This window comes from Halospeciosus flavus (assembly GCF_029814175.1).
GTDB lineage: Archaea > Halobacteriota > Halobacteria > Halobacteriales > Halobacteriaceae > Halospeciosus > Halospeciosus flavus.
The window spans coordinates 1,352,260-1,378,586 of sequence record NZ_CP122312.1; the positions used below are offsets into that span (position 1 = coordinate 1,352,260).

23 protein-coding genes, 1 tRNA gene and 1 pseudogene are annotated in these 26,327 nt (G+C 66.9%); 17 read left to right on the forward strand and 8 right to left on the reverse strand.

The window, feature by feature from the left end:
- Positions 1-4: 4 nt before the first annotated feature.
- Positions 5-391, reverse strand: coding sequence for a phospholipase D-like domain-containing protein (locus tag P0Y33_RS07045; RefSeq protein ID WP_279529832.1), 387 nt, complete (start codon positions 389-391; stop codon positions 5-7).
- Between the two features lie 2 nt (positions 392-393).
- Between P0Y33_RS07045 and P0Y33_RS07050 the strand changes: the two genes are divergently transcribed.
- Both P0Y33_RS07050 and P0Y33_RS07055 read left to right on the forward strand, forming a co-directional pair.
- Positions 394-702, forward strand: coding sequence for a hypothetical protein (locus tag P0Y33_RS07050; RefSeq protein ID WP_279529833.1), 309 nt, complete (start codon positions 394-396; stop codon positions 700-702).
- A 654-nt stretch (positions 703-1,356) separates the two neighbouring features.
- A complete protein-coding gene (locus tag P0Y33_RS07055; RefSeq protein WP_279529834.1) occupies positions 1,357-1,593 on the forward strand; it encodes a hypothetical protein in 237 nt (78 codons plus the stop codon).
- A gap of 39 nt (positions 1,594-1,632) precedes the next feature.
- Here P0Y33_RS07055 and P0Y33_RS07060 read toward each other — a convergent pair whose 3' ends face one another.
- Both P0Y33_RS07060 and P0Y33_RS07065 read right to left on the reverse strand, forming a co-directional pair.
- Entirely contained in the window at positions 1,633-2,988 is a 1,356-nt protein-coding gene (locus tag P0Y33_RS07060; protein WP_279529835.1) for a HEAT repeat domain-containing protein, read from the reverse strand.
- A gap of 51 nt (positions 2,989-3,039) precedes the next feature.
- Entirely contained in the window at positions 3,040-3,762 is a 723-nt protein-coding gene (locus P0Y33_RS07065; RefSeq protein ID WP_279529836.1) for a protein sorting system archaetidylserine synthase, read from the reverse strand.
- 137 nt (positions 3,763-3,899) lie between these two features.
- Between P0Y33_RS07065 and P0Y33_RS07070 the strand changes: the two are divergent.
- Positions 3,900-4,814: pseudogene (locus P0Y33_RS07070) on the forward strand (formate/nitrite transporter family protein); the annotation flags it as partial.
- Between the two features lie 134 nt (positions 4,815-4,948).
- Positions 4,949-5,473 (forward strand): cupredoxin domain-containing protein, encoded by a 525-nt coding sequence (locus P0Y33_RS07075; protein WP_279529837.1) that lies wholly within the window; start codon positions 4,949-4,951, stop codon positions 5,471-5,473.
- Positions 5,474-5,552: 79 nt separating this feature from the next.
- Here P0Y33_RS07075 and P0Y33_RS07080 read toward each other — a convergent pair whose 3' ends face one another.
- Genes P0Y33_RS07080 through P0Y33_RS07095 form a run of 4 tightly spaced genes read right to left on the reverse strand, consistent with a single transcriptional unit; the run spans position 5,553 to position 8,076 of the window.
- Positions 5,553-6,191, reverse strand: a complete 639-nt coding sequence (locus P0Y33_RS07080; RefSeq protein WP_279529838.1) for a 30S ribosomal protein S3ae — start codon at positions 6,189-6,191, stop codon at positions 5,553-5,555.
- A complete protein-coding gene (locus P0Y33_RS07085; RefSeq protein ID WP_279529839.1) occupies positions 6,184-6,429 on the reverse strand; it encodes a KEOPS complex subunit Pcc1 in 246 nt (81 codons plus the stop codon). Before P0Y33_RS07085 ends, P0Y33_RS07080 begins: the two co-directional genes overlap by 8 nt.
- Positions 6,426-7,607 carry an exonuclease RecJ gene (locus P0Y33_RS07090; RefSeq protein WP_279529840.1) on the reverse strand — a complete coding sequence of 394 codons (1,182 nt, stop codon included), beginning with the start codon at positions 7,605-7,607 and terminating at the stop codon, positions 6,426-6,428. Before P0Y33_RS07090 ends, P0Y33_RS07085 begins: the two co-directional genes overlap by 4 nt.
- A 4-nt stretch (positions 7,608-7,611) precedes the next feature.
- Complete coding sequence (locus P0Y33_RS07095) at positions 7,612-8,076, reverse strand: 30S ribosomal protein S15 (protein ID WP_279529841.1); 465 nt, start codon at positions 8,074-8,076, stop codon at positions 7,612-7,614.
- 268 nt (positions 8,077-8,344) lie between these two features.
- Here P0Y33_RS07095 and P0Y33_RS07100 point away from each other — a divergent pair, with 268 nt between their 5' ends.
- The 13 genes from P0Y33_RS07100 to P0Y33_RS07160 all read left to right on the forward strand — a co-directional run bounded on the left by P0Y33_RS07100 (position 8,345) and on the right by P0Y33_RS07160 (position 24,790).
- On the forward strand, positions 8,345-9,061 hold the full coding sequence (locus P0Y33_RS07100; RefSeq protein WP_279529842.1) for a DUF7504 family protein: 717 nt from the start codon (positions 8,345-8,347) through the stop codon (positions 9,059-9,061).
- Positions 9,058-9,816 (forward strand): hypothetical protein, encoded by a 759-nt coding sequence (locus P0Y33_RS07105; protein ID WP_279529843.1) that lies wholly within the window; start codon positions 9,058-9,060, stop codon positions 9,814-9,816. The genes P0Y33_RS07100 and P0Y33_RS07105 overlap by 4 nt, the downstream gene beginning before the upstream one ends.
- A 61-nt stretch (positions 9,817-9,877) precedes the next feature.
- Positions 9,878-9,949 (forward strand) — tRNA-Ala (locus P0Y33_RS07110).
- Positions 9,950-10,525: 576 nt separating this feature from the next.
- Positions 10,526-14,656, forward strand: a complete 4,131-nt coding sequence (locus P0Y33_RS07115) for a PAS domain S-box protein (RefSeq protein ID WP_279529844.1) — start codon at positions 10,526-10,528, stop codon at positions 14,654-14,656.
- On the forward strand, positions 14,649-15,107 hold the full coding sequence (locus tag P0Y33_RS07120; protein WP_279529845.1) for a response regulator: 459 nt from the start codon (positions 14,649-14,651) through the stop codon (positions 15,105-15,107). The genes P0Y33_RS07115 and P0Y33_RS07120 overlap by 8 nt, the downstream gene beginning before the upstream one ends.
- A 20-nt stretch (positions 15,108-15,127) precedes the next feature.
- Complete coding sequence (locus P0Y33_RS07125; protein WP_279529846.1) at positions 15,128-17,143, forward strand: bacterio-opsin activator domain-containing protein; 2,016 nt, start codon at positions 15,128-15,130, stop codon at positions 17,141-17,143.
- A gap of 159 nt (positions 17,144-17,302) precedes the next feature.
- The gene (locus P0Y33_RS07130; RefSeq protein ID WP_279529847.1) at positions 17,303-18,010 is read left to right on the forward strand and encodes a S26 family signal peptidase; all 708 of its coding nucleotides are present in this window, start codon (positions 17,303-17,305) and stop codon (positions 18,008-18,010) included.
- Between the two features lie 63 nt (positions 18,011-18,073).
- On the forward strand, positions 18,074-20,566 hold the full coding sequence (locus P0Y33_RS07135) for a type II/IV secretion system ATPase subunit (RefSeq protein ID WP_279529848.1): 2,493 nt from the start codon (positions 18,074-18,076) through the stop codon (positions 20,564-20,566).
- A complete protein-coding gene (locus tag P0Y33_RS07140; RefSeq protein ID WP_279529849.1) occupies positions 20,567-22,591 on the forward strand; it encodes a type II secretion system F family protein in 2,025 nt (674 codons plus the stop codon).
- A 2-nt stretch (positions 22,592-22,593) separates the two neighbouring features.
- Positions 22,594-23,040 (forward strand): DUF7287 family protein, encoded by a 447-nt coding sequence (locus P0Y33_RS07145; protein ID WP_279529850.1) that lies wholly within the window; start codon positions 22,594-22,596, stop codon positions 23,038-23,040.
- A 1-nt stretch (position 23,041) separates the two neighbouring features.
- Entirely contained in the window at positions 23,042-23,620 is a 579-nt protein-coding gene (locus P0Y33_RS07150; protein WP_279529851.1) for a DUF7288 family protein, read from the forward strand.
- The gene (locus tag P0Y33_RS07155) at positions 23,608-24,060 is read left to right on the forward strand and encodes a DUF7266 family protein (RefSeq protein WP_279529852.1); all 453 of its coding nucleotides are present in this window, start codon (positions 23,608-23,610) and stop codon (positions 24,058-24,060) included. Before P0Y33_RS07150 ends, P0Y33_RS07155 begins: the two co-directional genes overlap by 13 nt.
- Complete coding sequence (locus P0Y33_RS07160; protein WP_279529853.1) at positions 24,053-24,790, forward strand: DUF7289 family protein; 738 nt, start codon at positions 24,053-24,055, stop codon at positions 24,788-24,790. The genes P0Y33_RS07155 and P0Y33_RS07160 overlap by 8 nt, the downstream gene beginning before the upstream one ends.
- On the opposite strand, the gene P0Y33_RS07165 is transcribed toward P0Y33_RS07160, so the two are convergent.
- Positions 24,783-26,324, reverse strand: coding sequence for a DUF7289 family protein (locus P0Y33_RS07165; RefSeq protein ID WP_279529854.1), 1,542 nt, complete (start codon positions 26,322-26,324; stop codon positions 24,783-24,785). The two genes, P0Y33_RS07160 and P0Y33_RS07165, sit on opposite strands and share 8 nt — an antisense overlap.
- Positions 26,325-26,327: the final 3 nt, after the last annotated feature.

Here is a 26,327-nt window from a genome sequence, read left to right on the forward strand (position 1 = left end):
GGGTCTAGCCGAACCGTATCTCCTTCCTCCCGACGAGTACCGCGACGCCGACGGCGAGCAGCGCCACCGCGCCGAACCCCAGCGGCAGGCGCCAGACGCCGCCACGCCAGTCCGCCCAGAAGAGCCGAGCGTAGTAGCGGCCCACCGCGGGGTCCGCCACGACGAGTGCGACTTCGCGGTTCTCCCGGAGCGAGTGCGGGTTCCAGTTGAGGCTCCCCAGGAGGCCGCGTTCGCCGTCGACGACGGCGCCCTTCGCGTGGACCTTCTCGAAGCGCGATCGGGGTTCGACGTGGTCGGCACGTACCTCGACGGGCCGGAAGGGCGCCGGATAGGTGGCGTTCGCCGACGGACCGCCACGGACGAAAGTCGTGTTTCGGGCGTACCGGTCCACGGGTGGCCATCGGCCCACCCGGCGTCCGCCGCGAACACCCGGGCGAGGCCGTCGGCGAGTCGCGCGGAGCGGACGACCGTCCCCCACCCGCGGTTCCCGTGGCCGCCGGTCCCACCCGACTTCCAGTTCTCCGTGAGGACGAGCACCCGGTCGTCGGCCACGGCGTACTTCGCGTGGTGGAACGCGTAGCGTGCTCGCGGCCCGTCGAGGACGGTCACGTCGACGCCCGCGTCGGCGAGGAGGGCGTCGGTCGCGCGTCGGGAGGTGAACGTGTAGCCGGCGAGGAAGAGACGTTCGTCGGCGCTCCGTAGCGCGGCGAGCGGTTCGGCCGGTGCGTCGGGAAGGACGAACGACCGGACGGGAACGCCTTCGACCGTGAGGGGGTCGACGTCGGTCGTTCCGAGCGGTCGCCACACGCCGTCGCGTCGGAGTTTACCCTCGGGCGCGTCCGTGTAGGAGAGGGCGTCCAGCGCCTCGGTCCCCCGACGGAGCACGAGCGGTTCGCCCGCGTTCGACAACTGGAGTTCGTCCGGGAGCGACTCGACCGGCCACTCGACGAGTGCGCGGGTCGCGTTCGGGGCCGTCGAGAACGCGACGAGACCGGTTCGCGCGCTCGCGATGGACACGCGTCCCCCGTCGTCGCCGAGCGTGTAGTTCGCCGACGCCAGTGCGCCCCGTGGGAGGGAGACGAGGACGAACTCGCCGCGGTCGCCGTCGGCGGCGGGGTTCGGGTAGACGCCGACGAGCGTGGCGCGAGTCGCGTCGAGCGTGCTGGTCGTGCTCGTCGTGTCGGACGGCGCGGCCGCTCCCGGACTCACGCCCGCGACCAATCCGACGAGCAGGACGGCGACGACCAGACGACGCACGGACGCTCTTGGCCGCGTTCCTGTACTTGAACCTTCGCGGGAATCGACCCGGACGCGGAGACGCGGGTTTTTTGCGCTCTGCCCGCACCATCCACCGGTATGGTCGTCACGACGCTACGGCTCGCCGGCTACGCGCTGGGTGCGCTCGGCGCCGTCCTCCTGTTCGTCGAGTTCTTCCAGCAACCGAGCTACATCTCCTACGAACCGGAGTTCGAGAGTTACAACGTCGACCTCAGCCCGCAGGAGGTGACCGAACACACCTGGATCGGGCGAATCGGCGCGCTGCTCCTCGCACTCGCGTTCGCCCTGGAGTTCTTCGCGGTCTTCCTCGGGTGAGGGCGGAGAAGTCGAGTGGAACGAATAGAGAGTGAGACGTCAGGCCGGGACGGCGTCGCGGTCGAGCGCCTCGGCGGCCTGTTCTGCTTCCTTCTGGACGAGGAAACTGTGGTGGTCGGCGTACTCCGCCGCCTCGCGGAGCGCGCGCTCGGTCCCGATCTGGACGAGCGCCCACGCCGCGCTGGCGCGGACGTTGTCCGACTCGTCTTCGTCCGCGAGCACGTCCGCGAGCGGGTCGATGGCGCGGGTGTCCCCGACCAGGCCGAGCGAGCGGGCGGCCTGACTGCGGACGCCCTCGTTCTCGGCGGCGAGTTCGACGGCCACGTCCTCCGTAGTGTCGGTGTCGCCGATCTTCCCGAGGGACTTCAGTGCCTCCTTCTGGAGTTCGGGGTTGCTCGCGGAGTCGGAGTAGTCGCGGACGGCCTCGACGCCCTCCTCGCTGCCGACGTTGCCGATGGCCTCGATGGCGGAGATGTCGCGTTTGTTCGCGCGCTGGGCGAGTGCGTCGAGGGCGTCCTCGTTGCCCATGTGGACGAGCGCGTCGAGGGCGTGGCGCTCCAAGTGCTCGGAATTCATCGTGTCGAGCAGGAGGATGACCATCTCGGCGTTGTCACGCTTCTGCCACTCCTTGAGTGCGCTCCACTCCGGCGGGTAGTCCTTGTGTTTGTTCCCCTCGATCGGCTCGTAGAACCCCTCGCGGCGGAGGCGTTCGCGCATGGAGAGGTCCGACCACTCCTGAGCCTCGTCGAGGCCCCCCTCCAGCGTAGTGATCGCGTCGAGGAGGGTCTGGATGGTCTCGGCGTCCTCGTCGGCATCGAGACCGGCGGACTCGACCTCGTCGGCGGCTTTCTCCAGCGCGTCGGGGTCCGCGCCGTCGGCGCTCACCGAGACGCCGGTCTCGGTCTCGACGGTGTCGAGGAACGCCTCGACGGCGGCCGCGACGTCCTCGGCGCCGGCCTCGGTCCAGCGCGTGTCCTCGACGGTCGAGGCGGCCTCGCGGATTCCCTCGGCCACGTCCTCGGCGTAGGGACCGCGCTGGTCTTCGAGGTCGTCGCGGAGGTCGGAGAGTCGCCCTTCGAGTTGCTCGCGGGGGTCCTCGACCTCGGCCTCTTCTTCCTCGCCTTCGGGCGCCTCCGGTTCGGGGAGGTCGGCCGCTTCGAGGTCAGACTCGATCTCGTCGAGTGTCGCTTCGACCTCGTCGAGGTCGGCTTCCGTCTCCGCGGCGTCGAGGGCCGACTCGGCCTCGTCGAGTCGGTGGTCGAACGCCTCGACCGGTCCGCTGTCCGTCGATTCCTCGGTCGACTCCGACTCCGACGCCGACTCCGGCGTCTCGGTCTCGTCGACTCCGGGTTCGGTCTCAGTCTCGGGCTCGGACTCCTCGTCCCCGTCGCTCATACCGTGATGGTTCCGACGAAGCGCCTATGAGCGTTTCCCTTCAGGGGCTCGTCACTCCGCCTCGGCCGAGTGGTTCGGCTCGCCGCTGGCCGCGTCGCGGGGGTACACCCACGGCGCGAGCACGAGGTACAGCAGCGCGAACGCGAGGAGGACGCGCGGGAACAGTCGGTGGAAGAACACGGGGAAGAGGACGGCGAGCGCCTGTACCGCCCCCATCGCCAGCGCGTGGGCAGGCTTCAGGTCCGGGTAGGGGACGCGCGTGACCATCAGGTAGCCGAACGCGGCCGTCGTCGCGAGGAGGGCGATCGCACCCGCGCCCGCGAGCCACCCCGCCGCGAGGACGGTGCCCGCGAGCGTGGTCTGGACGCCGTACGTGTGGGCGTTCCCGGAGTCGAAGGCAGTGTAGAGCGCGAGGCGGACGACGCCGGCCGCGACGAACAGTGCAGGGACGCCCACGACCGCCGCGAGTTGGGGGAGCGAGAGCGTCGCGAGAGGGCCCCATACCTCGCGGACGGCGGCGAAGACGATGACGGCGGGCGCGACGCTGAAGGAAGCGACGTCCGCGAGCGAGTCGAGGTGCGGGCCGACGGCGGTCCCGCCCCACTTCCGGGCGAGGAGACCGTCGATGGCGTCGGCGATAGCCGCGAGGAGGACGACGCGTGCGGCCAGCCCGACGTCGACGGTGGCCGCGACCACGGCACAGAAGCCGAGCGCGGCGTTGAGTGCGGTCACTGCGTCGGCGACGCCGAGGCGGCCGACGAAGCGGGGTTGCATACACCCGAGAAGGGAGAGTGTCTCCTTACGTTTTTATATCCCTCCCGAATCACCGTCGGCGGTTGACAGGCGACGGGAGCGGGCGCGGCGAGGAGTTTCTTACCGGGGGCGGTCGTTTCTCGGACCAACGCCAGCCGATGACCGACGACGAGTCAGAGTCGACCGACGAGAACGCAGTACAGTCAGCGCACGGCGCACCCGCCGTCGGGGCGGTCGTTCGCGACCGCTTCGAGACGCACGAGGTGTTCCAGCGCATCACCGTTGCTGCAGACGAGGAGGCGACGACGAGCGACCGAGAACTCTTCTTCAGCGCGCTCGCGGCCGGATTCGCGATCACGGTGACTTACCTCCTGTACGCCTCGATGACCGCGGCGACCGACGGCAACCCCGTCCTGAGTGCCCTCCTCTACCCGCTGGGATTCATCTTCATCGTCCTCGGCGGCTACCAGTTGTACACGGAGAACACTCTCCCACCGGTCGTCCTCGTGCTGGAACGACTGGCGAGTGTCCCTCGACTGCTCCACATCTGGGCCGTCGTGTTGCTCGGGAACTTCGTCGGGGGCGGACTGGGCGGAATCGTCCTCGCGACGACCGGCGTCTTCTCGCCAGACGCGGCAGTCGCCGCGAGCAAGATAGCGACAAAGGGTATCCAAACACCGTTCTGGACGCTGTTCTTCAAGGCCTGTTTCGCCGGTCTCATCGTCGCCGGAATCGTCTGGGTCGACTACGCCGCCCGAGACACGATCTCCCGACTCGTCCTCGTCTACGTCGGCTTCCTCGCCATCCCCTTCGGTAACCTCTTCCACGTCGTCGTCTCCTTCACCGAGGTCGTCTACCTCGTCGCGAGCGGACAGGCCGCCCTCCTCGGGCCGCTGGCCGGTTTCGTCCTGCCCGTCCTCCTGGGCAACACGACCGGCGGGGTCCTCCTGGTGACGGTGGTGAACTTCTTCCAGACCACCTCGGAGCGCCGCGAGTTGGCCCGCGGTCCAGTCGATCACGAACTCGACCTCCGCGACGTGCTCTTCGGCACCGGAACGCGTCGAGCCTACGTCGCCGACGAACGCGGCGACGACTGAGGCGTCCGCCATCGCCTTCCGTCACCTGCCGTCGCCCGCCGTCCGCCGCCGACGGTCACCACCCACGCGCGACCGGTTCGCATATATGGGCGAGCGGCCAACTCCCGTCCATGCGACGCCGAACGTTCCTCGCCGCCGTCGGGACGGCAGCCGCGGTCGGCAGCGCCGGTTGCGTCGGTCGAGCCGTCACCGGCATCGACTACGACGTCGGGATGCGCTCGGACGCGTTCGTCCCACAGAACCCCGTCGACGTCCCCGACGACGCCCCCCACTGGGTCCCGGCGGACGAACCGACGGTCGAGGTCCGCGTCGGCGAACCGCTCGTCTGGTACAACACGGGGGCGCGCAACCACACCGTGACCGCTGCGACGACGAACGACGACGAGATCTACCCCGACGAGACCGGCCACCACCACACGCCGCAGTTCCCCGACGGCGCCGCCTACTTCGCCTCCGGCGGCTTCGACACCGAGCGTGCGGCCGTCGAGGACTTCCGAAACCACCTCAACGGCGGCGGGATGATCCCGCCGGGGGAGACGTACGAACACACGTTCGAGACCCCCGGCTGGTACCACTACTTCTGTATCCCCCACCGGCCAGCGGGGATGATGGGCAACGTCCACGTCGTCGACTGAGTGCCCGCGGCGCCGTCGCTCGGCGGGGTAGTGCGGTCGAGTACGCGCGAAAAAGATCGAAAACTGGTGAGCCGAGGCGTCAGACTTCGACGTCTTCTTCCTCGACTTCGACGGAGGTCTCCTCTTCGGCCTGCACCTCTTCGGGTGCGGCTTCGACGGTGAGCTTCTGGACCTCGACCCGGCGGAGCGGGTAGATGGTCTTGGCTTCACCGTAGATGGCCGAGGAGAGGCGACCTTCGAGCACGCTGTCAAGGAGGTCCTCGAAGGTGTTGTCCTCCGCGGCGTCCTCGACGAGGTCGATCATCGTGCGACGGATGGCCTTCTGCTGGCTCTGGTCCGCGCGCTTCGTCGTGAAGGCGACGGGCTGGAGCTGGACGCGGTAGTCGTCGGTCGTCCGGACCGTGATGACGGCCTTGATCTTCGACGAACCGCGACGGACGAGGCTGCGGAGGTAGTCGCGAGCGAGTTCGGCCTTCGTGAACTCGGTGTACGCGGAGTCCGAGCCGACGTCGTTCACCTGGAAGGTGAGCTTGACGTTGTTCTCGCCGCCCTGTTCGTCGGAGAGTTCGCCGTAGGTGGTCTCGACGGTGCGGTCGAGGACCTGTTCGGGTTCCTTCGCGACGGTCTCACCGATCTCCTGCCGGTCGAACTGCTCCGGCGCGAGGACGGTGTACCACCGCTTCTGCTGAGACTTCTTGGAAACGGATCGTTCACTCATGGTTGGATTGTGTGAAGTTGTCTGCCTGCTGTACGATTTCGTTCGCCACCGTGAGGTTCACGACGTAGTCGTCGGTCGTGGTTCGGAGACCGCCGGTCGTGTCGCGCTCGATAGTCGTGACGACCGCGTCGTCCTCGACTGTCGTGTCCATCTCGGACGTGTTGTCGGGACGGAGGGCCGCCGCGACGAGTTCTGGGTCGTCGACGGTCGTGCGAATCGTCGCGTGCCGTCGACTCATAGCGCATCACGGACGGTGCGTCCGACGTCGGTGGTGTCGATAGCCTCGAACTGTGCGTACGCGTGTGTCGCCGTACCTCCCACCGCTCGCGCGCCCGCCTCGGCGAGCGCGTCGCGAGCGTCGGTCCGCGCGTCGTCTCCGGTCGCCGGGATCGTCGCGAGAACTGCCTCGTCGCCCTCGACGGCGAGGGCGGCCGGCTGGTCCGAACGGAAGTCCCGGAGGAGTCGGCCGACGGTCCAGAGCGGACTGTCGGCGTCGGAGTCGACGTCGGCGTCGTCCCCGAGGGTCGCGACCACGAGGCCGTCGTGGCCGTCGAGGTCGGCCCGTCGGAGCGCGCGGTGGGCGCGTCGGCCCGTCTCCCGCCAGACGTCGAGCGCGGCGGCGCGGTCGGCGTGACCGAGCGCGAACGCGACGCCCAGTCCCGGTTCGGCCCGGGCGAGGGCGTCGAGCACGTCGGCGTAGCCGTCGGCCGTCTCGACGGGACCGTCCGAGAAGACGTACGGGCGGAGGGCCCGTTCGATGGCCACGGCAGCGCGGGGGCCGGCCGGGGCCTCGGTCGCGTCGAGGGCGACCCGCGAGGCGAGTCGCCGCCACGCGCTCTCATCGAGTTCCGCGGGAAGTTCGAGTTCCGCGAGGAGCGCGCCGGCCTGTCCCTCGTCGCCGGAGATGCCGGCGTGGAACAGGGTGGAGTGGGCGAGACCGTCCGCGAGGTCCGCGGTCGGAATCCCCACACCGGGTCGGCGCGAGGCGTCGGCCGCCTCGACGAGCGTGTCGGTGGGTGTCGTCGACGGCGGGGAGTCGGACGCGAGGACGCCCGCGAGTGCGAGCGTCGCGTCGGTCCGTCCGCCGTCGTGGAGTTCGCTGGCGACGTCGTACGCGTGCTGGCTGACCGGTCGCTCCGTCGAGACGGTGTCGGCACTCGTCTCGGCGCCGAAGCCGAGCGCGAGCGTCGTACCGTCGGCGTCCGAGAGGCGGCGCTCGGCGGCCGTCGAAGACCGCGCGAGGCTCACCTGGTACGGGACATCGACACCGTCCAGTCCCCGGGCGAGCAGGGCGCTCGCGGCGAGTGCGTCGCCGTCCGCGTGGGCTGCCACGTGGACGAACGACGCCTCGGCGAGCGTGCCCGCGAGGGCGCTGGCGTCGGAGTCGGTGTCGGCGGGTCGACCGGTCGTCGCCATTCAGTTACTCGAGGACTTCCTGGGCCTTCTCGTAGGAGTACGTGAAGTCCTCGGGGAGTTCGTCGCCACGGTAGTAGTCCGCGAGGCGGCGAATCTTGGACTCGACGTTCTGGAGGGCCCGACGGTTGGAGTGGTCCTGGCCGTGCTCTTCGACGTGTTCGCGGAGGTTGACAGCCTTCTCGAGGAGGTTACGGAAGTCCTCGGGGATGTCGGCCGCGGCGTCGTTCTCTTCGAGGATCTCGGTGACCTTCTTGCCCGTCGCGAGCTTCACGTCGGGAATCGGGGTCCCCTGGACGCCCTCGTCGCGGAGCTTCAGGCCAATCTGGCTGGGGTCGTGCCCCTGCTCCGCGAGTTCGACGACGCGGTCTTCGATAGCTTCCTCGTCGACGTCGCTCCATTCCGGTGGTTCGTCTGCCGTCGGCTTGTCCGAACCGGACGAGCCGCGACGGCGGGTGTGCATTCGTGCCATTGTTGATGATTGGAACCGCACGAACCGCTGTCCCGTCGGTGCTCGACGGGTACCGGCGACTGTCACGTGGACCGCGACCGTCGGCGGTACGCGCACTGTGGCGCGACGCACTACCGCATTCCCAAGCCGCACAATGAGACGCGTGCGGCGAGTCAGAACTGCGGCCGTGCCGTTCCCTACACACGTATCCGGCGCTCGCGGACTAAAGGGTTACTACTCGTGGGTGTGCGAACCTTTTACTCGGCGGAACGAGCACCGACACGTATCGATGTACCGCCTCGCGCCGGTCCTCGACACTCCACCGCTCGGTCCGGGGGCGGTCCTCCTCCTCGAAGGGCCGCCGATGAGCGGGAAGGCGAATCTCGCACAACGACTGCTCGACGTTGGCTTCGAGGCGGGCGAACCCGCCATCGTCGTCGCGACGAAGAAACCCGCGTCGTGGTACCGCAAGCAACACGGTGCCGACGCCCCACTCTTCGTCGTCGACTGCGTGAGCGCCGCCTCGGGGCGCGCGGTCGAACGGGGCCGAATCGACGACCGAACCTACGTAGTCGGCTCCCCGGCCGACCTCACGGGAATCGGTATCGGCATCAGCCAGTTCCTCGACGAACTCGACACCGGTGGGGAGGCCGACGTCGACGGTGACGACGTCGACGCCGACACCGATACCGACGGACCGGAACCGACGCCCGTCCGGTTCTACCTCGACTCGATCTCGACGCTCCTCGCCTACTCCACGCCGGACCAACTCTACCGCTTCCTGCACGCGTTGACGGGTCGGACTCGCTCCGTCGGCGCGCTCGCACTGTGTCTCGCGCACACAAGCGGCGTCGACGAATCCGAGATCGCCCGCTTCCGCTCGCTGTTCGACGCCACCGTCGAGACGCGGGCGGGCGAGGACGGCCCAGAGGTCCGCACCCGCGGATTGGACGACGATACGACAGGTTGGCGGCCGATCCAGCAGTCCGGAGGTGTCCACCGGTGACCTTCGACGAGTTCCTCCGAGCGGCGCGTGCCCACCGTCGAACGCTCACTCTCTACGGCGACGTCCCCGACTCGACACTCGCCGACCTCCGACGCTTCTTCGACGCAATGAACGTCCGCGTGGAGGTGACCGCACCCGGCCAGGGGAGCGGCCCCGGGGCCGACACCGACACCTACCCCGCCGGAACGGCGGTGCTCACGTCGGACGAGCGCGTCGTCGAGACCGGGTCGCTCGCCGACCTCGTCGACTACGTCGAGGTCGACCCATCCCTGTCGAGTGCCGACACGGAGCCACCGGCCATCGTCGAGGTCGCCGACGCGTCGGTGACCGCCTTCGCGGAGGAGCGCCGACGCCGCCTCGTCCGCGGGTCCCAGGTGATCGAGGAACTCGCCTGGCAGAACCGGTCGGGCCGACTCCACGCCGGGTTCCAGACCCTCTCGCGACTCACCTCGTTCCGCCGGACGCGCGAGGTGTTCCGCCGGCTCGCGGAGGTGGGCGTCGACGTGCACGTCTACGGTGTCCCCGACGTCGACCTCCCCGAGGACGTTCCCTACACCGTCCACCCCCGCGACGACCCCGAGACGCGCCGACACTGGTTCGTCGCGTACCGGTGCGAGGAAACCGACGAGTGCGCCGCGCTCGTCGCCCGACTCCTCGACGGCGACGGAGACGAGTACGAGGGATTCTGGACGCTCGACCAGGACCGTGCGCGGCCGGTCGTCGACTACGTCGAGGAGACGTACGCGAACGACTGACGCGGCGCCTGTCAATCGAGAGGTTTATGAATAAACGGGGGTAACTGGTGAATGCGTACGAGGGCTCGTAGATCAGGGGTAGATCACTCCCTTGGCATGGGAGAGGCCCCGGGTTCAAATCCCGGCGAGTCCACTCACTTCCTTCGCGTCACTTCGTTCCGCTCAGTCGTTCGTGTCCTCGCCGACCCTCGCGAACGCTCCGTGTTCGCTCGGTCCCGGCGAGTCCACTCACTTCCTTCGCGTCACTTCGTTCCGCTCAGTCGTTCGTGTCCTCGCCGACCCTCGCGAACGCTCCGTGTTCGCTCGGTCCCGGCGAGTCCATCCCTGAGTGAAGTACCTGAACCGCCGAGTGGGCCGTTCGTCGAAGCCCACTCGACTCCTGCGACTGCTCTTCTCCGAAACCGTCGACGCCGCGTTCCATATCCCCACTATCCGACCCGATAACCGAGTTATCGGCCCGACAACTGAGATATGGACCGATTTGCCGAGATATTCGGTCGATAACTGAGATATGGCGCCCATATCTCGGAAATCGACACCTCGAATCGCCGAGGTGCTCGGCGGCGAACCGGCGAGTCCAGGTGGTGACTCGTCCCGAGAGCGACCGTTCTACGAAAACCGGTCGTTCGGCGGGAGAGCCCTCGGGAACCCCTCTCACAGCCCCGAATCGGACCGGGGGTTTATTCGCACGAAGTGCCACACTGTATGTATGAGTAAGAAGGGAGACGCCTCGCCGGCCGGGTTCTGGGGGCAACCCGACTCGGAGGCGGCGCTCCACCGTTCGGAAGCCCTCGTCGAGACGCTCGACGACGGTCTCGTCCGACTCGACACGGACGGTCGCGTCGCCGCGGTCAACGACGTCGTCGTCGAGCGCCTCGGCTACGCACGGAGCGAGGTCGTCGGCGAACACGTCTCGGTACTGCTGGGCGAGGAGGACGCCGGCCGACTGGAGACCACTGTCGACGCCCTCGCCGACGACGCGACGGCCGACGACGTCGTCACTCTCGACGTGACGGTCCGGACCGCGGGTGGTGACCCAGCGGCGCGCGAACTGCGGGTGAACCCCGTCGTGGTCGACGACGAGCACCGGGGCACCGTCGTCGTCGTCCGCGAGGACACAGACCAGGAGCCGAGTCGTGTCCGCCAGCGCGAGCGGACGCTCCTCGACCGCGTGTTCGAGGCGAGTCCCATCGGCATCTGTGCGCTCGGTCCCAACGGCGAAGTCATCACCATCAACGACCGGGCGGCCGAAATCTTCGGAAACGACCCGGACCAGCCCTCCATCGAGCAGTACGAGCCGTCGGAGTGGGAGATGTACGACGAGGACGGCGAACGCATCCCGCCCGGGTCGCGGCCGTTCGGTCGAGTAGTTGCGACCGGCGAGCGCGTGACCGACTTCGAGGCGCAGGTCGAACGCCAGGACGGACGGCGAGTGTGGCTGTCCTACAACGCAGTTCCCGTCTTCGGGGCGGACGGCGACCTCTCGATGGTCGTCGTCACGTACGAGGACGTCACCCAGCGCAAGGAGCGCGAACAGCAACTCCGGCGCGAGCAGAACCAGACCGAGAAACTCCTCCAGACCGTGCCGGTCGCGCTCTCGGTCGAGGACACCGACGGGGAGACGGTCCTCGCGAACGAGCGCGCACGGGAGTTCCTCGGCCTGTCCGAGGGCGAGTTCGACGACCGCGACGACCTCGCGGGGTGGCAGTTGTACGACGAGGACGGGACGCCGATCACCCGCGAGGAGACGCCGACCGCTCGCGTCCGGGCGAACGGAGAACCAGTCTTCGACGAGGAGGTCGCCGTCGAACCGCCGGAACGCGAGCGACTCTGGTTCCGGGTCAACGCCGCGCCGATCTACGACGCCGACGGGAACCTCGACCGGGTCGTCACCGCCGGCGAGGACGTCACCGAACTCAAGAAGCGCGAACGGCAACTCGAACGGCGCAAGGAAGAACTGGAGACCGAGTTGAGCGAGATACTCGGACGCGTCTCGGACGCGTTCTTCGCGCTCGACGAGGAGTTCTGCTTCACGCACGTCAACGACCGCGCGAACGAACTCATCAACCCCGAGGGAGAGGCCCTCCTCGGCGAGAACCTCTGGGAGCAGTTCCCCGAGGCGACCGAACGGAAGTTCGAGACGTACTACCGACACGCGATGGACGAACAGGAGGCGGTCTCCTTCGAGGAGTACTACCCCGCCCCGCTCGATACCTGGTTCGAGGTGCGGGCCTACCCATCCGAGACCGGTCTCTCGGTGTACTTCCACGACGTCACCGAGCGCAAGGAGCGCGAACGCCGCTACCGTGCGCTCGCCGAAAACTTCCCGAACGGTGCCGTGATGCTGTTCGACGACGACCTCCGCTACACACTCGTAGCGGGCCAGGCCTTCGACGGCATCGACGTCGACGTCGACGACGTGGAGGGGAACCGCCTCGATGAGGTCTGGGGGACGGAGACCGTCGACACGCTCCAATCGGCGTACGAGGGCGCGCTCGCGGGTGAGGAACGCTCGATCGAGGTCACGTACGCCGGCCGCGACTGGCTCGTCTACGTGACGCCGATCACCGACGAAGTCGGCAACGTCTTCGGCGGGATGGCGATGACCCAGGACATCACCGAGCGGAAGGCACACGAAGAGACGCTGGCCAAGTACGAGACCATCGTCGAGACGATCAACGACGGCATCTACGTGGTCGACGAGGACGGCCGGTACACGATGGTCAACGACGCCTACACCGAACTGACCGGCTACGGTCGCGAGGACCTCCTCGGTCAGCACGCCTCCCAGTTCCTCGACGAGGAGACCCTCGAAGAGGCGAGTGCGATCCGCGAGGAGATGGCCCAGGGCGACGTCGACAACCCGACGATGGAGGCGACGATAGAGACGGCCGGCGGGGAGGAAGTCCCGGTCGAAGCGGCGTTCGCGTCGCTCCCGGCCGACGACCGGAGCGAACGGGTCGGTGTCGTCCGCGACATCACCGAACGGGTCGAACAGCGCCGACAGGTCGAGGAGAGTGAGCGCCGCTACCGGACGCTCGTCGAGAACTTCCCGAACGGCGCGGTCGGTCTGTTCGACGACGACCTCCGCTACACCGCTGTTGGCGGCCAACTCGTCGAAGCGCAGGGCATCGACCCGGACGACCGGATCGGGAGTCGGGTCCACAGCATCTACCCCGACGAACTCGTCGACGAGGTCGAACCCCACTTCCGGGCCGCCCTCGACGGCGAGGCGAGTTCCTTCGAGACGGAGTACCACGGCCGGTACCTGTCGGCGCACACGCTCCCGGTCGGCGGAGAGGATGGCGACGGCGACGTCGACACGGGGATGCTCGTCGTCCAAGACATCACCGACCGGAAGGAGATGGAACAGGAACTCCGCGAGAGCGAGGCGAAGTTCCGGACGCTCGCCGAGAACTTAGAGGAGATCGTCTGGATGTCGACTCCCGACACCGACGAGATGCTCTACATCAACCCGATGTACGAGATGGTGTGGGGACGCGAGCGCGAGACGCTGTACGAGAACCCGCGGTCGTTCATCGACGCGATTCACCACGAAGACCGCGAGCGCGTCAGGGAGTCGTACTCCCAGCTCCCGGACGAGGAGTACGACGAGGAGTTCCGCGTCGTCCGGCCCGACGGCGACGTCCGGTGGGTCCACGCCCGCGGTGCGCCGGTCCACGACGAAGACGGGAACATGTCCCGTATCGTCGGAATCGCCGAGGACGTCACCGAGCGCAAGGAGCGCGAGAGAGCCCTCGAGAAGAGCGAGCGCCGCTACCGGACGCTCGCCGAGCACTTCCCGAACGGTGCCGTCGGCGTGTACGACGAGTCGCTCCAGTACACCCTGACCGAGGGGGCCGTCCTCGGCGACAACCTCCCCGAATCCGACCAACTCGAAGGACGGCGGATCCCGGACGTCTACCCGGAGGAGACCGTCGCGGACCTCGAACCGCTGTTCCGCGCGGCCGTCGACGAGGGCGAGACGGGGAGCACGACGGCCGAGTTCGGTGGCCGCATCTGGCGGGTGTGGGCGACGCCGCTGCGCGACGCCGACGACGAGATCTTCGCCGGTCTGAGCTTCACGCAGGACATCACCGAACAGGTCGAGCGCGAGCAGAAACTCGAAGAACTGGTCGAGCGCCTCGAAGAGTCGAACGAGCGCCTCGAACAGTTCGCCTACGCCGCCTCCCACGACCTGCAAGAGCCGCTGCGGATGGTGTCGAGTTACCTCTCGCTCATCGAGCGGCGCTACGAGGACGACCTCGACGAGGAGGCCATGGAGTTCCTCGAGTTCGCGGTCGACGGAGCCGAACGGATGCGCGGGATGATCGACGCGCTCCTGAAGTACTCCCGAGTCGAGACGCGCGGCGACCCCTTCGAACCGATCGACCTGGAGGACATCGTCGCGGACGCGAAAGCCGACCTCCGGATGAAACTCGAAGAGACGGACGCCGACGTGACCGTCGAGTCGCTCCCGAAGGTCGCCGGCGACGAAGAGCAACTCCGGCAGGTGTTCCAGAACCTCGTCGACAACGCCCTCGAGTACAGCGGCGACGAACCGCCGACCGTCCACATCTCGGCCGACCGGCACGGCGACGAGTGGCACGTCTCGGTCCGCGACGAGGGGATCGGCATCGAACCCGACCAGACCGAGGAGGTCTTCGAGGTGTTCCAGCGACTCCACACGCAGGACGAACACGCCGGGACCGGCATCGGGTTGGCGCTCTGTCGGCGCATCGTCGAACGACACGACGGGGAGATCTGGGTCGAGTCCGAGCCCGGAGAGGGATCGACCTTTACGTTTACTCTCCCAACGTTGGAGGGAACCCATGATTGAACATCGGTCCGGGGAGCCAGTCGACATCCTGCTGGTCGAAGACAACCCCGGCGACGTCCGCCTCACGAAGGAGGCGTTCAAGGAGGCCCACATTAACAACAACCTCCACGTCGTCCGCGACGGCGAGGCCGCACTGGACTTCCTCTACCGACGCGGCGAGCACGCGGACGCACCGTGTCCGAACCTCGTCCTCCTCGACCTCAACCTCCCGAAGGTAGACGGGATGGAGGTCCTCGAACGGGTCAAGAGCGACTCGGACCTCCGCCGGATTCCGGTGGTCATCCTGACCAGTTCGGAGGCCGAAGAGGACGTCGTCGAGAGCTACGAGAACCACTCGAACGCCTACCTGACCAAGCCCATCGACCCCGACGACTTCGTCGAGTTGGTGCAGTCGTTCGAAGACTTCTGGCTCACCCTCGTCGAGTTGCCACCGAAACCCGACAACACATGACCCACGACGAGTCCCCCCGAATGCTCCTGATCGAGGACAACCCTGGCGACGCCCGGTACATCCAGGAACTCCTCGAGGAGGCGGTCGCGCTCTCCGAGCGGTCGCTCCAGCGACAGGGTGGACTCCTCGAACGGCGCGGCGGCACGGCCGCCGCCGACGACACGACGTTCGTCCACGAGACACGACTCGCGGACGGACTCGAACAGATGGACGCGATGGACCCGGACGTCGTCCTGCTGGACCTCAACCTCCCGGACAGCACGGGACTCGACACGCTCCAGACGGTCGTCGACCACGACCGGTTCGTCCCCATCGTCGTCCTCACGGGACTCCAGGACCGCCAGGTCGGTATCGAGGCGCTCCGCCAGGGGGCCGAAGAGTACCTCGTCAAAGACGAGATCAACCCCGACCTCCTGGTCCGCTCGGTCTACCACGCCATCGAGCGGAAGGCACACGAGCGCGAACAGCAGCGCTACGAGACGCTCATCGAGGAGTCGACCGACGCGAACGCCATCCTCAACCAGGACGGAACGGTCGAGTACGTCACGCCGTCGACCGAACACGTCCTGGGGTACAGCCCCGACGAACTCGTCGGCGAATCCGTCTTCGACTACATCCACCCCGAGGACCACGCCGACGTGCGACGGGAGTTCGACGCACTGGTGACCGACCCCGACCGCCGCTCGGAGTCCGAGTTCCGGTTCAAACACCGGGACGGGTCGTGGATCGTCCTCCACGCACGCGGCCGGAACCTGCTCGACGACTCGGCTATCGACGGACTGGTCGTCTACACCCGCGACGTCACCGAACGCCGCGAGCGCGAACGACAACTCGAACAGCAACGCCGTCAGCTCGCCGCCCTCAACCAACTCAACGGCGTCGTCCACGGCGTCACCGAGGCCGTCATCGACCGCTCGACCAGACAGGAGATCGAGCAGACTGCGTGTGACCGACTCGCCGAGTCGGACTCCTACGCGTTCGCCTGGGTCGGCGAACCCGACTCGCGCTCGCAGACGCTGACCGTCCGCGCAGCGTCCGGCGACGAACCGGACCTCGACGACGTGACTGTCCCGACCGACGGCGACGAGTCGCGCCCGTCCGCCCGCGCGCTCCAGACACAGGCGGTCCAGACGATGCACGACGCCCCGGTCTCGCCCGTGACCGAATCACGAGACGGCGAGCGGGCACCGGAGTTCGCGTCCGGCGCCGCGATACCGATCGTCCACGAAGACACGGTGTACGGCGTTCTCACCGTGTACGCGACGCGAGAGGGAGCCTTCCGTGACGAAGAGCGGAGCGTCGTCAGCCACCTCGGCGAGATACTCGGCCACGCCATCGCCGCCGCCGAACGCAAGCGGGCCTTGTTGGGCGACACGCAGGTCGAACTCGACTTCGAGATCCGGAACCTCGTCGACTCGTTCGACGGCGCGGGGTCGTTCGACGAGGCGATTACGCTCGACCGGACGGTCCCGGTCTCCGACGACGAGTTCCTCGTCTACGGGACCGCCTCCGAGTCGGAGATCGAGTCGCTCCGGGCGATGGTCGAGGAGATCACTTCCTGGGAGACACTCGACGTCGTCAGCGAGCAACTCGAGGGCGTCCGCTTCGAACTCCGGATCTCCGACGCCCCGATCATGTCGGAGGTCGCCTCCCTCGGTGGCTCCATCGAGTACGTCGTCGTCGAGGCGAACGACCTCCAGATGACCGTCCGCCTGCCACAGGACGTCGAAGTCCGGCAGGTCGTGGAGACGATTCACGAACGCTACCCACAGGCCGAGGCCGTCGCCCGCCGCCAGGTGAGTGAGGAAGAAGACCCCTCGGAGCAGATCCAGCGCGTCTGGACCGACGAACTGACCGACCGACAGCGAACGGTCGTCGAGACCGCGTACTTCTCCGGGTTCTTCGAGTGGCCGCGGGACACCACCGGCGGGGAGGTCGCCGAGTCGCTCGGCATCTCGACGCCGACGTTCTCCGAGCACCTCCGCTCGGCGGAGAAGAAACTCTTCGCCGGTATCCTCGACGAACCCGCCGAGTGAGGGACAGAGAACGACGGACAGTCGCCGCCCGACCCGCTACCCGTCCGGTCGGAACCCATACGGTTCCGGCGGGCCGCTCCGTTGCCCCGGTCACCACACCGTTCGCCCGCGACAGTCGACAACGTAATTTTTGAGTGTTCGAGTACAACGGAAAATAAAGTGACTTCCTCGGACGACGTCCCGGACCCACGACAGGGACCGCTGGCCGCCCTCCGGTGGCTCTATCGAACCGACCACGGACTCGTCGCGTTCTGTCGCGAGGCCGCGAGCGGTGTGCTCGCCGTCGCGCTCGTCGCGCTCCTCCTCTTCGGCGTCACCGGCGTCTGGCCGCCGGTCGCCGCCATCGAGAGCGGGAGCATGGAACCACACCTCCACCCGGGTGACGCCGTGATCGTCGCCGAACCGGACCGCTTCGGACCGGCCGGCGTCCACGACACCGGCGTCGTCACCTACCAGCGCGGCCAAGAGACCGGCTACACCAGCGTCGGCGCGCCGGGCGACGTGATCGTCTACTACCCGAACGGCGAGTGGAAGACACCGGTCATCCACCGCGCGCGCTTCTGGGTCGAGGAGGGGGAGAACTGGTACGACGAGGCGAACCAACGGTTCCTCCGGGCCGACAGTTGTGCCGAACTCACGAACTGTCCGGCCCCGAACAGCGGGTTCATCACGAAGGGCGACGCGAACCCGGGGTACGACCAGGCCGCCGGATTCACGCGGCCGGTCGAGCCAGCGTGGATTCAGGGAACCGTCACGGCGAAGGTCCCGTTCCTCGGGACGCTCCGGTCGACGCTGACCGGGGAGTATCACACGGGGAACCACTCCGGTAGTGGACACAACACGACCGCGACGACGGCGACGCACTGAGACACTCACTCCTCGTCTTCGCCGCAAGGCTTTTTCAGACTGTGTCGCGAAGAAAGAAGTCGAATGTCGACCGAGCAGGCCGAGGGCTCCGCTCCCCCCGACACCGAGTCCGAAGACGAGGCGCCGACGGAACCCGCCGTCGTCGCGGGAGAGTACTCCTGGGAGGACTTCAAAGCGGAGTACTACTACGACGAGAACGGCGAACCGCCGACGGACTCCGAGGGGAACCAGATCCCCTTCGAGCCCGCCGACTACCTCGGGTTCGACCCGGACGACCTGCCCGGCGCGCTCTCGTTCGGTGAGGACGAGGCCACCGACCTCGACGACGAGGTCGACCGTCGAACCGTCAACGTCGACCCCGACATCGACGAGGACGAGTTCTTCACGGACGTCCAGGGCCGGACGACGTACGCGAACCGCTACGACCTCGAGAAGGCCGTCGGCCCCTCGAAGAAGTCCCACTTCTACGAGATCGAACGCTACTGGGTGAACAAACCTTACGCGTTCGTCGTCATCTTCCACTCCGAGAAGGAGAACGAGAAGAAGTACTATCTCGTCGAGCCGTACCGCAACGAACTGGAGGCGGACGTCGAGGCGTTCCTCACCGAGAAACTCCGTACCGCCATCAAGTACGAGAGCGAGGAGGTCGTCGCGGAGGGCGAAGAGAAACGGCGCTCCGTCATCGAACAGGAGACCCGGAAACTCCTCGAACGCTACGACATCTACGAGGGGCCGGTCCGGGGCGAACAGTCCTTCCTCGACCAACTCCTCGAACTCGTCGGGCAGGCCGGCGGCGAGGAAGCCGAAGCGGGCGAGGAGACCGAGGAAGCCGGACCCATCGAGGGCATCTCTGCTCGACCCGAACCCGCGGTCCTCGAAGAGGACCCCGAGACGCTCACGCAGTACCAGGTCGAGAAACTCCTGTACGTCCTCCAGCGCGACTTCATCGGCTACCAGCGCATCGACGGCATCAAACACGACATCAACGTCGAGGACATCTCGTGTGACGGCTACAACTCGCCGGTGTTCGTCTACCACTCCGACTACGAGAACCTCATTACGAACGTCTACCACGGCGAGGAGACCCTCGACGACTTCGTCGTGAAACTCGCCCAGCGCTCGGGGAAGGGCATCAGCAAGCGACAACCGCAGGTCGACGCCACCCTCCCCGACGGCTCGCGCGCCCAACTCACGCTCGGCCGCGAGGTCTCCGACCACGGGACTAACTACACCATCCGCCAGTTCAAGGACGTCCCGTTCACGCCGGTCGACCTCATCAACTGGAAGACGTTCTCGCTCGACTCGATGGCGTTCATGTGGCTCTGTATCGAGAACAACAAGTCGATGATCTTCGCCGGCGGGACCGCATCCGGGAAGACGACGAGTCTGAACGCCGTCTCGCTGTTCATCCCCTCGAACACGAAGATCGTCTCCATCGAGGACACCCGCGAGGTCGAACTCCCACAGCGCAACTGGATCGCCTCGGTCACCCGCCCGTCCTTCGGCGAGTCCGAGGCCGGCAACATCGACGAGTTCGACCTGCTGGAGGCGGCCCTCCGTCAACGCCCGGACTACATCGTCATGGGCGAGGTGCGTGGTGAGGAGGGTCGAACCCTCTTCCAGGTCATGAGCACGGGGCACACGACCTACACGACGTTCCACGCGGACAACGTCGGCGAGGTCCTCAAGCGCTTCACCACCGAACCCATCAACGTCTCGAAGACGCTGTTCACCGCCCTCGACCTCGTCTCCATCCAGGCACAGACCCGCGTCGCCGGTCGGAAGGTCCGCCGGAACCGGAGTATCACCGAGATCAACCGCTACGACGCGGAGAACGACGAGATCAACGTCTCCGACGTCTTCCAGTGGGAACCCGAAGGCGACGAGTACCGACAACTCTCGGACTCGAACACGCTCGACGAGATCAAGTTCGACCGCGGGTGGACACAGGACGAACTCGACGAGGAACTGTTCGAGCGCCGGGCCGTCCTCGCCTACCTCATCTCCAACGGCCTCAAGACCTACACCGAGGTCGCGGCCACCCTCCAGGCGTACATCTCCGACCGCGACACCATCCTGACGCTCATGGCCAACGATCGCCTCGAAGAGAGTCTCGCGGACCTCCGTGGGATGGAGAGCGTCCTCATCGACGTCGACCCGGAGAAAGAGGCGATGGTCCCCCGTCCAGACCCGACCGAAGAGATCCGCGCGGAGGCCGAAGAGATCCTCGAAGAGGCCGAAGAACGCGTCTTCGAGGAGTACCGCGGCGAGTCGGCGCCGGAGATCTCCTTCACCGTCTCCGAGCAGGTACAGTCCCAATCCGACGTCGTCGTCGAAGAACCGCGTCCGGACCACTCCGAACTCGACGAAGTCGTCGAGCGCGTCGCAGAAGGGGCGGAGGAGGCCGACGGCCCAGAAGACGAGGGTGCCCACGGCGCAGACACACACGCCTACGAGTCGCCGTCGAAGGACCCCAACCCCGAGTCGGAACCGTCGCCCGAACTCCCCGAGGAGGGAACGCCCGAGGAAACCGACGAGAACGAGCACGAGGAATAGATGAGCACGGAGAGTTCCTACCGCGGCGGGTCGGACGTCCTCGCAGACACGTTCTACCCCGTCTACAAGTGGGCCTTCGGAGAGCACAGCGACTTCGTCGCCGACGTCGAGCGCAAACTCGCCGAGTCGCGGATGTCGGACCCCGTCGAGATGTACATCTCGCGGGCCATCGGCGTCGGGACCCTCGTCGGCCTCACCCTCTGGTTCCTGGGTGTCTTCGTCGGCTACGTCCTCTTCGTGACCGGCATCGTCTCCACGGAGAACCTCATCGGTCTCCCGGTGCCGAGCGAGACCCTCTTGGCCATCATCAACGCCATCAAGATTCCCGCGCTTGTGCTCGTCACGGGGCTGTTCTTCGGGACGCTCGGCTTCGCCGCCGGGTTCGGCGGCCTCCTCGCCGTCCCCTACTCGCGGGCCGACGCGCGGAAACGGGAGATCAACATGCTCCTCCCGGACGCCGTCGCCTTCATGTACGCCCTCTCCATCGGTGGCCTCAACCAACTCGAGATCATCGAGGCGATGGCGAAGGCCGACGACACCTACGGCGAGGTGGCCATGGAGTTCCGGTCCATCCAGAAGGAGACCGACTACTTCGACACCGACTACCGGACGGCAATCCGCAACCGCTCGATGGAGACGCCCTCCGACGAGTTGAGCCAGTTCCTCACGGACATGCTCTCGATCATCAACTCCGGTGGGGACATGGCCGGCTTCCTCTCCGACAAGAAGGACAAGCACATGCGGACGGCCAAACAGCAACAGGAACTCACGCTCGAAACCCTGGAGCTGTTCGGCGAGATGTACATGACGCTCTCGCTGTTCCCGCTGCTCCTCATCATCATCCTCGTCATCATGAAGATGATGGGCCAGGGGAGCAACGTGATGCTCTACGGGACCGTCTACGGCCTCATCCCGATGGTCGGCGTCGGCTTCCTCGTCCTCGTCGCGACGGTCAAGGAGGACGAACCCGGCGACGGCTACCTGAACCCCTCCGACACGCGCGAGGTCACGCGCTCGGAACCGGGCCTGCTCCACCTCGGTATCGTCGAGAACTACGTCGGCGAGTTCGCCATCTTCGACCGCATCAAGGACCGCGAGGGGACCCACTCGATGATCGAGGTCCTCACCAACCCCCACATCTTCTTCCGGAAGCACCCGACGTACACGCTCGGGCTGACCGTCCCGCTCGTGTTGGCCTACGTCGCCGACATCGTCGTCGTCGGCATCGCGCCCACCTCCCTCGACGGGATGATCGCCAACCCCATCGGCGGGACGTTCCTCTGGGTGTACCTCCCACTCTACATCGCCTTCGTCCCGCTCGCGTTCTTCTACGAGTGGAACCTCCGGGCACGTCACCGCATCATCGACAACCTCTCGGACAACCTCCGGAAACTCTCGAGCGCCAACGACACCGGGCTCACCCTCCTCGAGTCCATCAGGACCGTCGCCGAGACCTCGCCGGGGAAACTCGGTGAGGAGTTCGAAGTCATGTACACGAAGGTCAACTACGGGATGAGTCTGAAGGAGGCGCTCGTCGAGTTCAACAACAAGTACCACATCCCGCGTCTCGCCCGGACGGTCAAACTCATCAGCAAGGCCCAGGAGGCCTCCAGCCAGATCACGGCCGTCCTCTCGACGGCCGCACAGGCCTCCGAGAACCAGGACGACATCGACCGCGAGCGGAAGTCCCGCTCGCGGATGCAGGTCGTCATCATCATCATGACCTACATCACGATGCTGGCGGTGATGGCCATCCTGAAGGTGAAGTTCCTCGACGTGATGGCCGGACTCGTCTCGCAGGCCGGGAGCGCCGGTGGCGGCGGGTCGGCGGCGGCCGGCGGCATGAGTTTCGGCGGCGCCATCAACGTGGAGTTGCTGAACATGCTGTTCTTCCACGCGGTCACCCTCCAGGGCATCCTCGCCGGCTTCATCGCCGGATACATCCGGAGTGCAGACGTCCTCTCGGGCGTGAAGTTCGCGGTCATCCTGCCGACCATCTCGCTCGTCGTCTTCGCCTTCATCTAACTATGCGTGGACAGACCACCCTGGACTTCGCCGTCGGCGTGAGCCTCTTCTTGGTGACGGTCGCGTTCGTCTTCTCGTTCACGCCGACGCTCGTCGCGCCGTTCACGGCCGACGACGGGGCACTCGCGCTCACGGCCGACCGGTCCGCGACGCAACTGGTCAGCGACGAACTCGGCGACGCGGACACGCCCTACGTGCTGGAGGACGAGGCGGTCTCGACGTTCTTCACGGAGGCACAGGGTAACCAGACCTACGTCCGCGAGCGCCTCGGACTCGACTCGTCGGTCGGCATCAACGTCACGCTCACCACCGACGGCGGCGGTTGTCCCGGGTCGCTGTCGATCTGTCGACTCGGTCCCGCCCCACCGAACGGCGAGAGCGTCGTCGCGGCCTGGCGAATCGTGTGGGTCGCCGACGACCGCGCCGACCTCCAAGTGAGGGTGTGGTAGCATGCGCGGCCAAGCCCACACACTCGAAGGAGTCATCGCCGCGCTGCTGGTGGTCTCCTCGGTCGTGTTCGCGCTCCAGATGGCGACAGTGACTCCGCTCACCGCGAGTACCGCCAACCAACACATCGAGAACCAGGAGCGGGCGGCCGCCGCGGGCCTCCTCGCCGTCGCCGCACAAGAGCACGCACTTCGCCCGTCGATCCTCTACTGGAACGCCGACGAACGGCGCTTCCACGGCGTCGGGACCATCGGGTACTACGACACGCACCCGCCGGGAACCCGATTCGGCGAGTTACTCAACGAGTCGTTCGAGGGCGTGGCGTACAACGTCAACTTCTACTACCACCTGCCGTCGGGCGAGCGACGGGTCCGCCGCTTCGTCTACAGCGGTAACCCCTCGGACGACGCGGTCGCCGTTACCCGGAAGGTCACCCTCTACGACGGGGACTTCCTCCGGGACGCGTCGGGCGGGAAGTCGCCGCGGACGCTCGACGAGGCGCCCTTCTTCGCACCGGATGCCTATCCCGGCGGGCACCTCTACAACGTCGTCGAGGTGGAGGTGGTCGTATGGCAGATGTGAGCGGGCGCCGCCGGAGTCGTGGCGTCTCGACGACGGTCGGGTACATCCTCAACCTCACCGTCGCGCTCCTCCTCGTCACGAGTCTCCTCGCCGCCGCGGGGACGTTCGTCGGCGACCAACGGGAACGCGCAATCGCGGACGGACTCCAGGTCAGCGGCACCCAACTCGCGGGCGCCCTGGAGAGCGTCGACCGACTCGCGGCGACCGGCGACGACGCCCGCCTCGTCGTCTCCCTCCCGCCCTCGGTGGCCGGACGCAACTACAGGATTCAGGTACGCGAGAGGTCACTCGTCCTGACGACCGAGAATCCCGCCGTCCGCGTGGTCGTCGAGTTCCAGACGGACGCCGACGTCGCGACGAAGACTGTCTCGGGCGGGCGCGTCGTCGTGGCACTGGACGCGGGCGCGAACCGACTGGAGGTGTTCGCGACCGATGAGTGACGTCTTCGACGACCGTGGGGTGAGTGACGTCGTCGGGTTCGTCCTCGTCTTCTCGCTCATTATCCTCACGGTCGGGGCCGTCTACACCGCCGGCTTCGACGGACTCACCCACCTCCGGCAGGCCGAGCAGTCCGCGAACGCGGAGCGGGCGTTCGAGGTGCTCGCGAACAACGTCGAAGACCTCGTGGAACGGGGAGCACCCAGCAGGGGGACGGAACTGCAACTTTCCGACGCCCGCCTCACCTACGGCGAGACCGTGACGATGAACCTCTCCATCGACGGTGGGTACTACCAGACGAGACTACGGCCCATCGTCTACGAGACCGGGACTGGGACCCGAATCGTCTACACGTCCGGTGCCGTCATCCGCCAACAACCGGGTGGGTCGGTCGCACTCAAAGACCCCGGGTTCGTCTTCGGGGAGCGGACCGTCGTCCCGTACATCGTGACACGTCCGACGGGGCGCGAGAGCGTCGGGGGATCGACGCGCGTCCTCGTCCGGACCGACCTCGCCAACCGCTACGTCGAGGCGTACACCGACGGACCGTACAACGCGACGCTGAACGTCACGACCGAGCGGTGGCGCGCGTGGAACGGGACGCTGAGTGAGAGTCCGCGGACGAACTGCTCTGTCGAGCCGGCTTCAGGTGACGCGGAGACCGTCTCCTGTTCGTTCGACGCGAAACGCGTCTACGTCCAGGTCGTCGAAGTCGACGTCCACTTCATCTGAGGTCGACCTCGACTTCGTTCTTCGTGATGTGGATGTACGTGATGACCCGTTCGCCAGTCTCGTAGTCGATCGTCCCGAACGACGCACGTTCGCTGACCGCGCCGGACTGTGAGTGGCCGCCACCGCCGCCGCCACCCTTCCCGCGGTCGTAGACGACGAGGTCGAGGTTCGGCGCCAGTTTCGCGGTGTAGTGTTCGGTGATGTTGCCTCCCTTCGTCGTGTTCCCCGGCAGGAAGTAAGCCTTCTTCGTGCCCGTAGCCGTGTCGTTCTCCCACTCGACGTTGTCGTGTTCGAAGTTCGTCGATTCCTGCAGCGACCCGCTGACTGTCGCGTAGAGGTGCTGGTCGGGGACGGTCCCGTAGGTGAACGTCGAGGGTCCGGAGAAGTTGGCGACGATGTACGGGGTGGCGGTGCCGCCGGGGCAGCGGACCTCGATACCGCCTGACACCCCGGTGTCGTTCACGGTGCTCGTCCACCCCTCGTAGGTCCCGCCCCCGTTCGAGTAGTAGACGTGTGTGACGAGGTTCGACGACGTCCTGTTCCCGTCCTTACAGAGTTTCCCGCCGTCGGTGTACATACTGTACTCCAGTGTCTCACCGCTCCCCTGCTGGGCGAACAGCGACCACTGGAGGTTCGCGAAGTCCGCGCTGTCTTCGTCCGGGTAGATGGTGACGTTGAAGTCACGCATCGTGTGCGGTTCCATCCCGCGGACGTCGATGGCGTTCCCCTGGAGCGGCATCGAGAACGGTCCCCGGGTCCCGACAGTCGTCAGGTTGGCGGTGACTGTCTGGTTGGTACACGTCGAGACGTTCGCACTGGTTCGCTGCTGGAAGTAGCTCCGCCACCCCCCACAGAACTTGCTGTGGACGGTGATCTGGAGGGTCCCGTTCTGAATCGGGTTCCGGTACGTCCGACTCGTGTTGTTGTAGGTCTCGGCACTCGGGTAGACTGGCTGCCCGACGGTGCGCTCGGTCACGAGGGCCTCGACGGGACCGCTCGCACTGTCCCGTCCGACGACCTGGATGAGTGGGAAGGTGAGCGTCTCACCGCGGTAGTGGAACTCCGGTGGCGAGAGCATCACCGACCCCTCGCCCGCCCCGCGCCACACACCCCCGCCCTGGTACGCGAGGGAGACGTCCGAGCCTTCGGCCTCGTAGCGGACGACGCCGAGGTTCGACCGCAGAATCCGCTCCGACTCGGAACTTTCGTCGCCTGTGTAGTTGAGGTGGCGGATCTCGATCCAGCCCGCACTCTCGTTGACGGTGTAGTGGCCGTTCGTGACCCGGCCGAGTGCGACGTGCTGGGACGAGGACTTACCGAGTGCGACGAGGGCGGCCCGCGAGTCGAGGAGCGTCAGCGACTGCTCGACGCCCTGTACCTCGGTCGTCGAGCGCGTCTGGTCGAGTGCCGACCCGGCGACGCCGACGACCACCCCGACGACGAGGATCGTGATGCTGAGCAGGAGAATCGTCCCGATGACTTCGGACTGGCCGCGGTCGGGGGCGTCGTCGCTCGGAGTGCCGGGGCCACGCATACG

What these genes read in the sequence shown, in the direction of transcription:
- P0Y33_RS07055 (WP_279529834.1), top strand. Translation starts at nt 1,357, where the DNA reads ATGGTCGTCACGACGCTACGGCTCGCCGGCTACGCGCTGGGTGCGCTC.
- P0Y33_RS07060 (WP_279529835.1), bottom strand. Translation starts at nt 2,988, where the DNA reads ATGAGCGACGGGGACGAGGAGTCCGAGCCCGAGACTGAGACCGAACCC.
- P0Y33_RS07065 (WP_279529836.1), bottom strand. Translation starts at nt 3,762, where the DNA reads ATGCAACCCCGCTTCGTCGGCCGCCTCGGCGTCGCCGACGCAGTGACC.
- P0Y33_RS07075 (WP_279529837.1), top strand. Translation starts at nt 4,949, where the DNA reads ATGCGACGCCGAACGTTCCTCGCCGCCGTCGGGACGGCAGCCGCGGTC.
- P0Y33_RS07080 (WP_279529838.1), bottom strand. Translation starts at nt 6,191, where the DNA reads ATGAGTGAACGATCCGTTTCCAAGAAGTCTCAGCAGAAGCGGTGGTAC.
- P0Y33_RS07085 (WP_279529839.1), bottom strand. Translation starts at nt 6,429, where the DNA reads ATGAGTCGACGGCACGCGACGATTCGCACGACCGTCGACGACCCAGAA.
- P0Y33_RS07090 (WP_279529840.1), bottom strand. Translation starts at nt 7,607, where the DNA reads ATGGCGACGACCGGTCGACCCGCCGACACCGACTCCGACGCCAGCGCC.
- P0Y33_RS07095 (WP_279529841.1), bottom strand. Translation starts at nt 8,076, where the DNA reads ATGGCACGAATGCACACCCGCCGTCGCGGCTCGTCCGGTTCGGACAAG.
- P0Y33_RS07100 (WP_279529842.1), top strand. Translation starts at nt 8,345, where the DNA reads ATGTACCGCCTCGCGCCGGTCCTCGACACTCCACCGCTCGGTCCGGGG.
- P0Y33_RS07115 (WP_279529844.1), top strand. Translation starts at nt 10,526, where the DNA reads ATGAGTAAGAAGGGAGACGCCTCGCCGGCCGGGTTCTGGGGGCAACCC.
- P0Y33_RS07120 (WP_279529845.1), top strand. Translation starts at nt 14,649, where the DNA reads ATGATTGAACATCGGTCCGGGGAGCCAGTCGACATCCTGCTGGTCGAA.
- P0Y33_RS07125 (WP_279529846.1), top strand. Translation starts at nt 15,128, where the DNA reads ATGCTCCTGATCGAGGACAACCCTGGCGACGCCCGGTACATCCAGGAA.
- P0Y33_RS07135 (WP_279529848.1), top strand. Translation starts at nt 18,074, where the DNA reads ATGTCGACCGAGCAGGCCGAGGGCTCCGCTCCCCCCGACACCGAGTCC.
- P0Y33_RS07140 (WP_279529849.1), top strand. Translation starts at nt 20,567, where the DNA reads ATGAGCACGGAGAGTTCCTACCGCGGCGGGTCGGACGTCCTCGCAGAC.
- P0Y33_RS07145 (WP_279529850.1), top strand. Translation starts at nt 22,594, where the DNA reads ATGCGTGGACAGACCACCCTGGACTTCGCCGTCGGCGTGAGCCTCTTC.
- P0Y33_RS07150 (WP_279529851.1), top strand. Translation starts at nt 23,042, where the DNA reads ATGCGCGGCCAAGCCCACACACTCGAAGGAGTCATCGCCGCGCTGCTG.
- P0Y33_RS07155 (WP_279529852.1), top strand. Translation starts at nt 23,608, where the DNA reads ATGGCAGATGTGAGCGGGCGCCGCCGGAGTCGTGGCGTCTCGACGACG.
- P0Y33_RS07160 (WP_279529853.1), top strand. Translation starts at nt 24,053, where the DNA reads ATGAGTGACGTCTTCGACGACCGTGGGGTGAGTGACGTCGTCGGGTTC.
- P0Y33_RS07165 (WP_279529854.1), bottom strand. Translation starts at nt 26,324, where the DNA reads ATGCGTGGCCCCGGCACTCCGAGCGACGACGCCCCCGACCGCGGCCAG.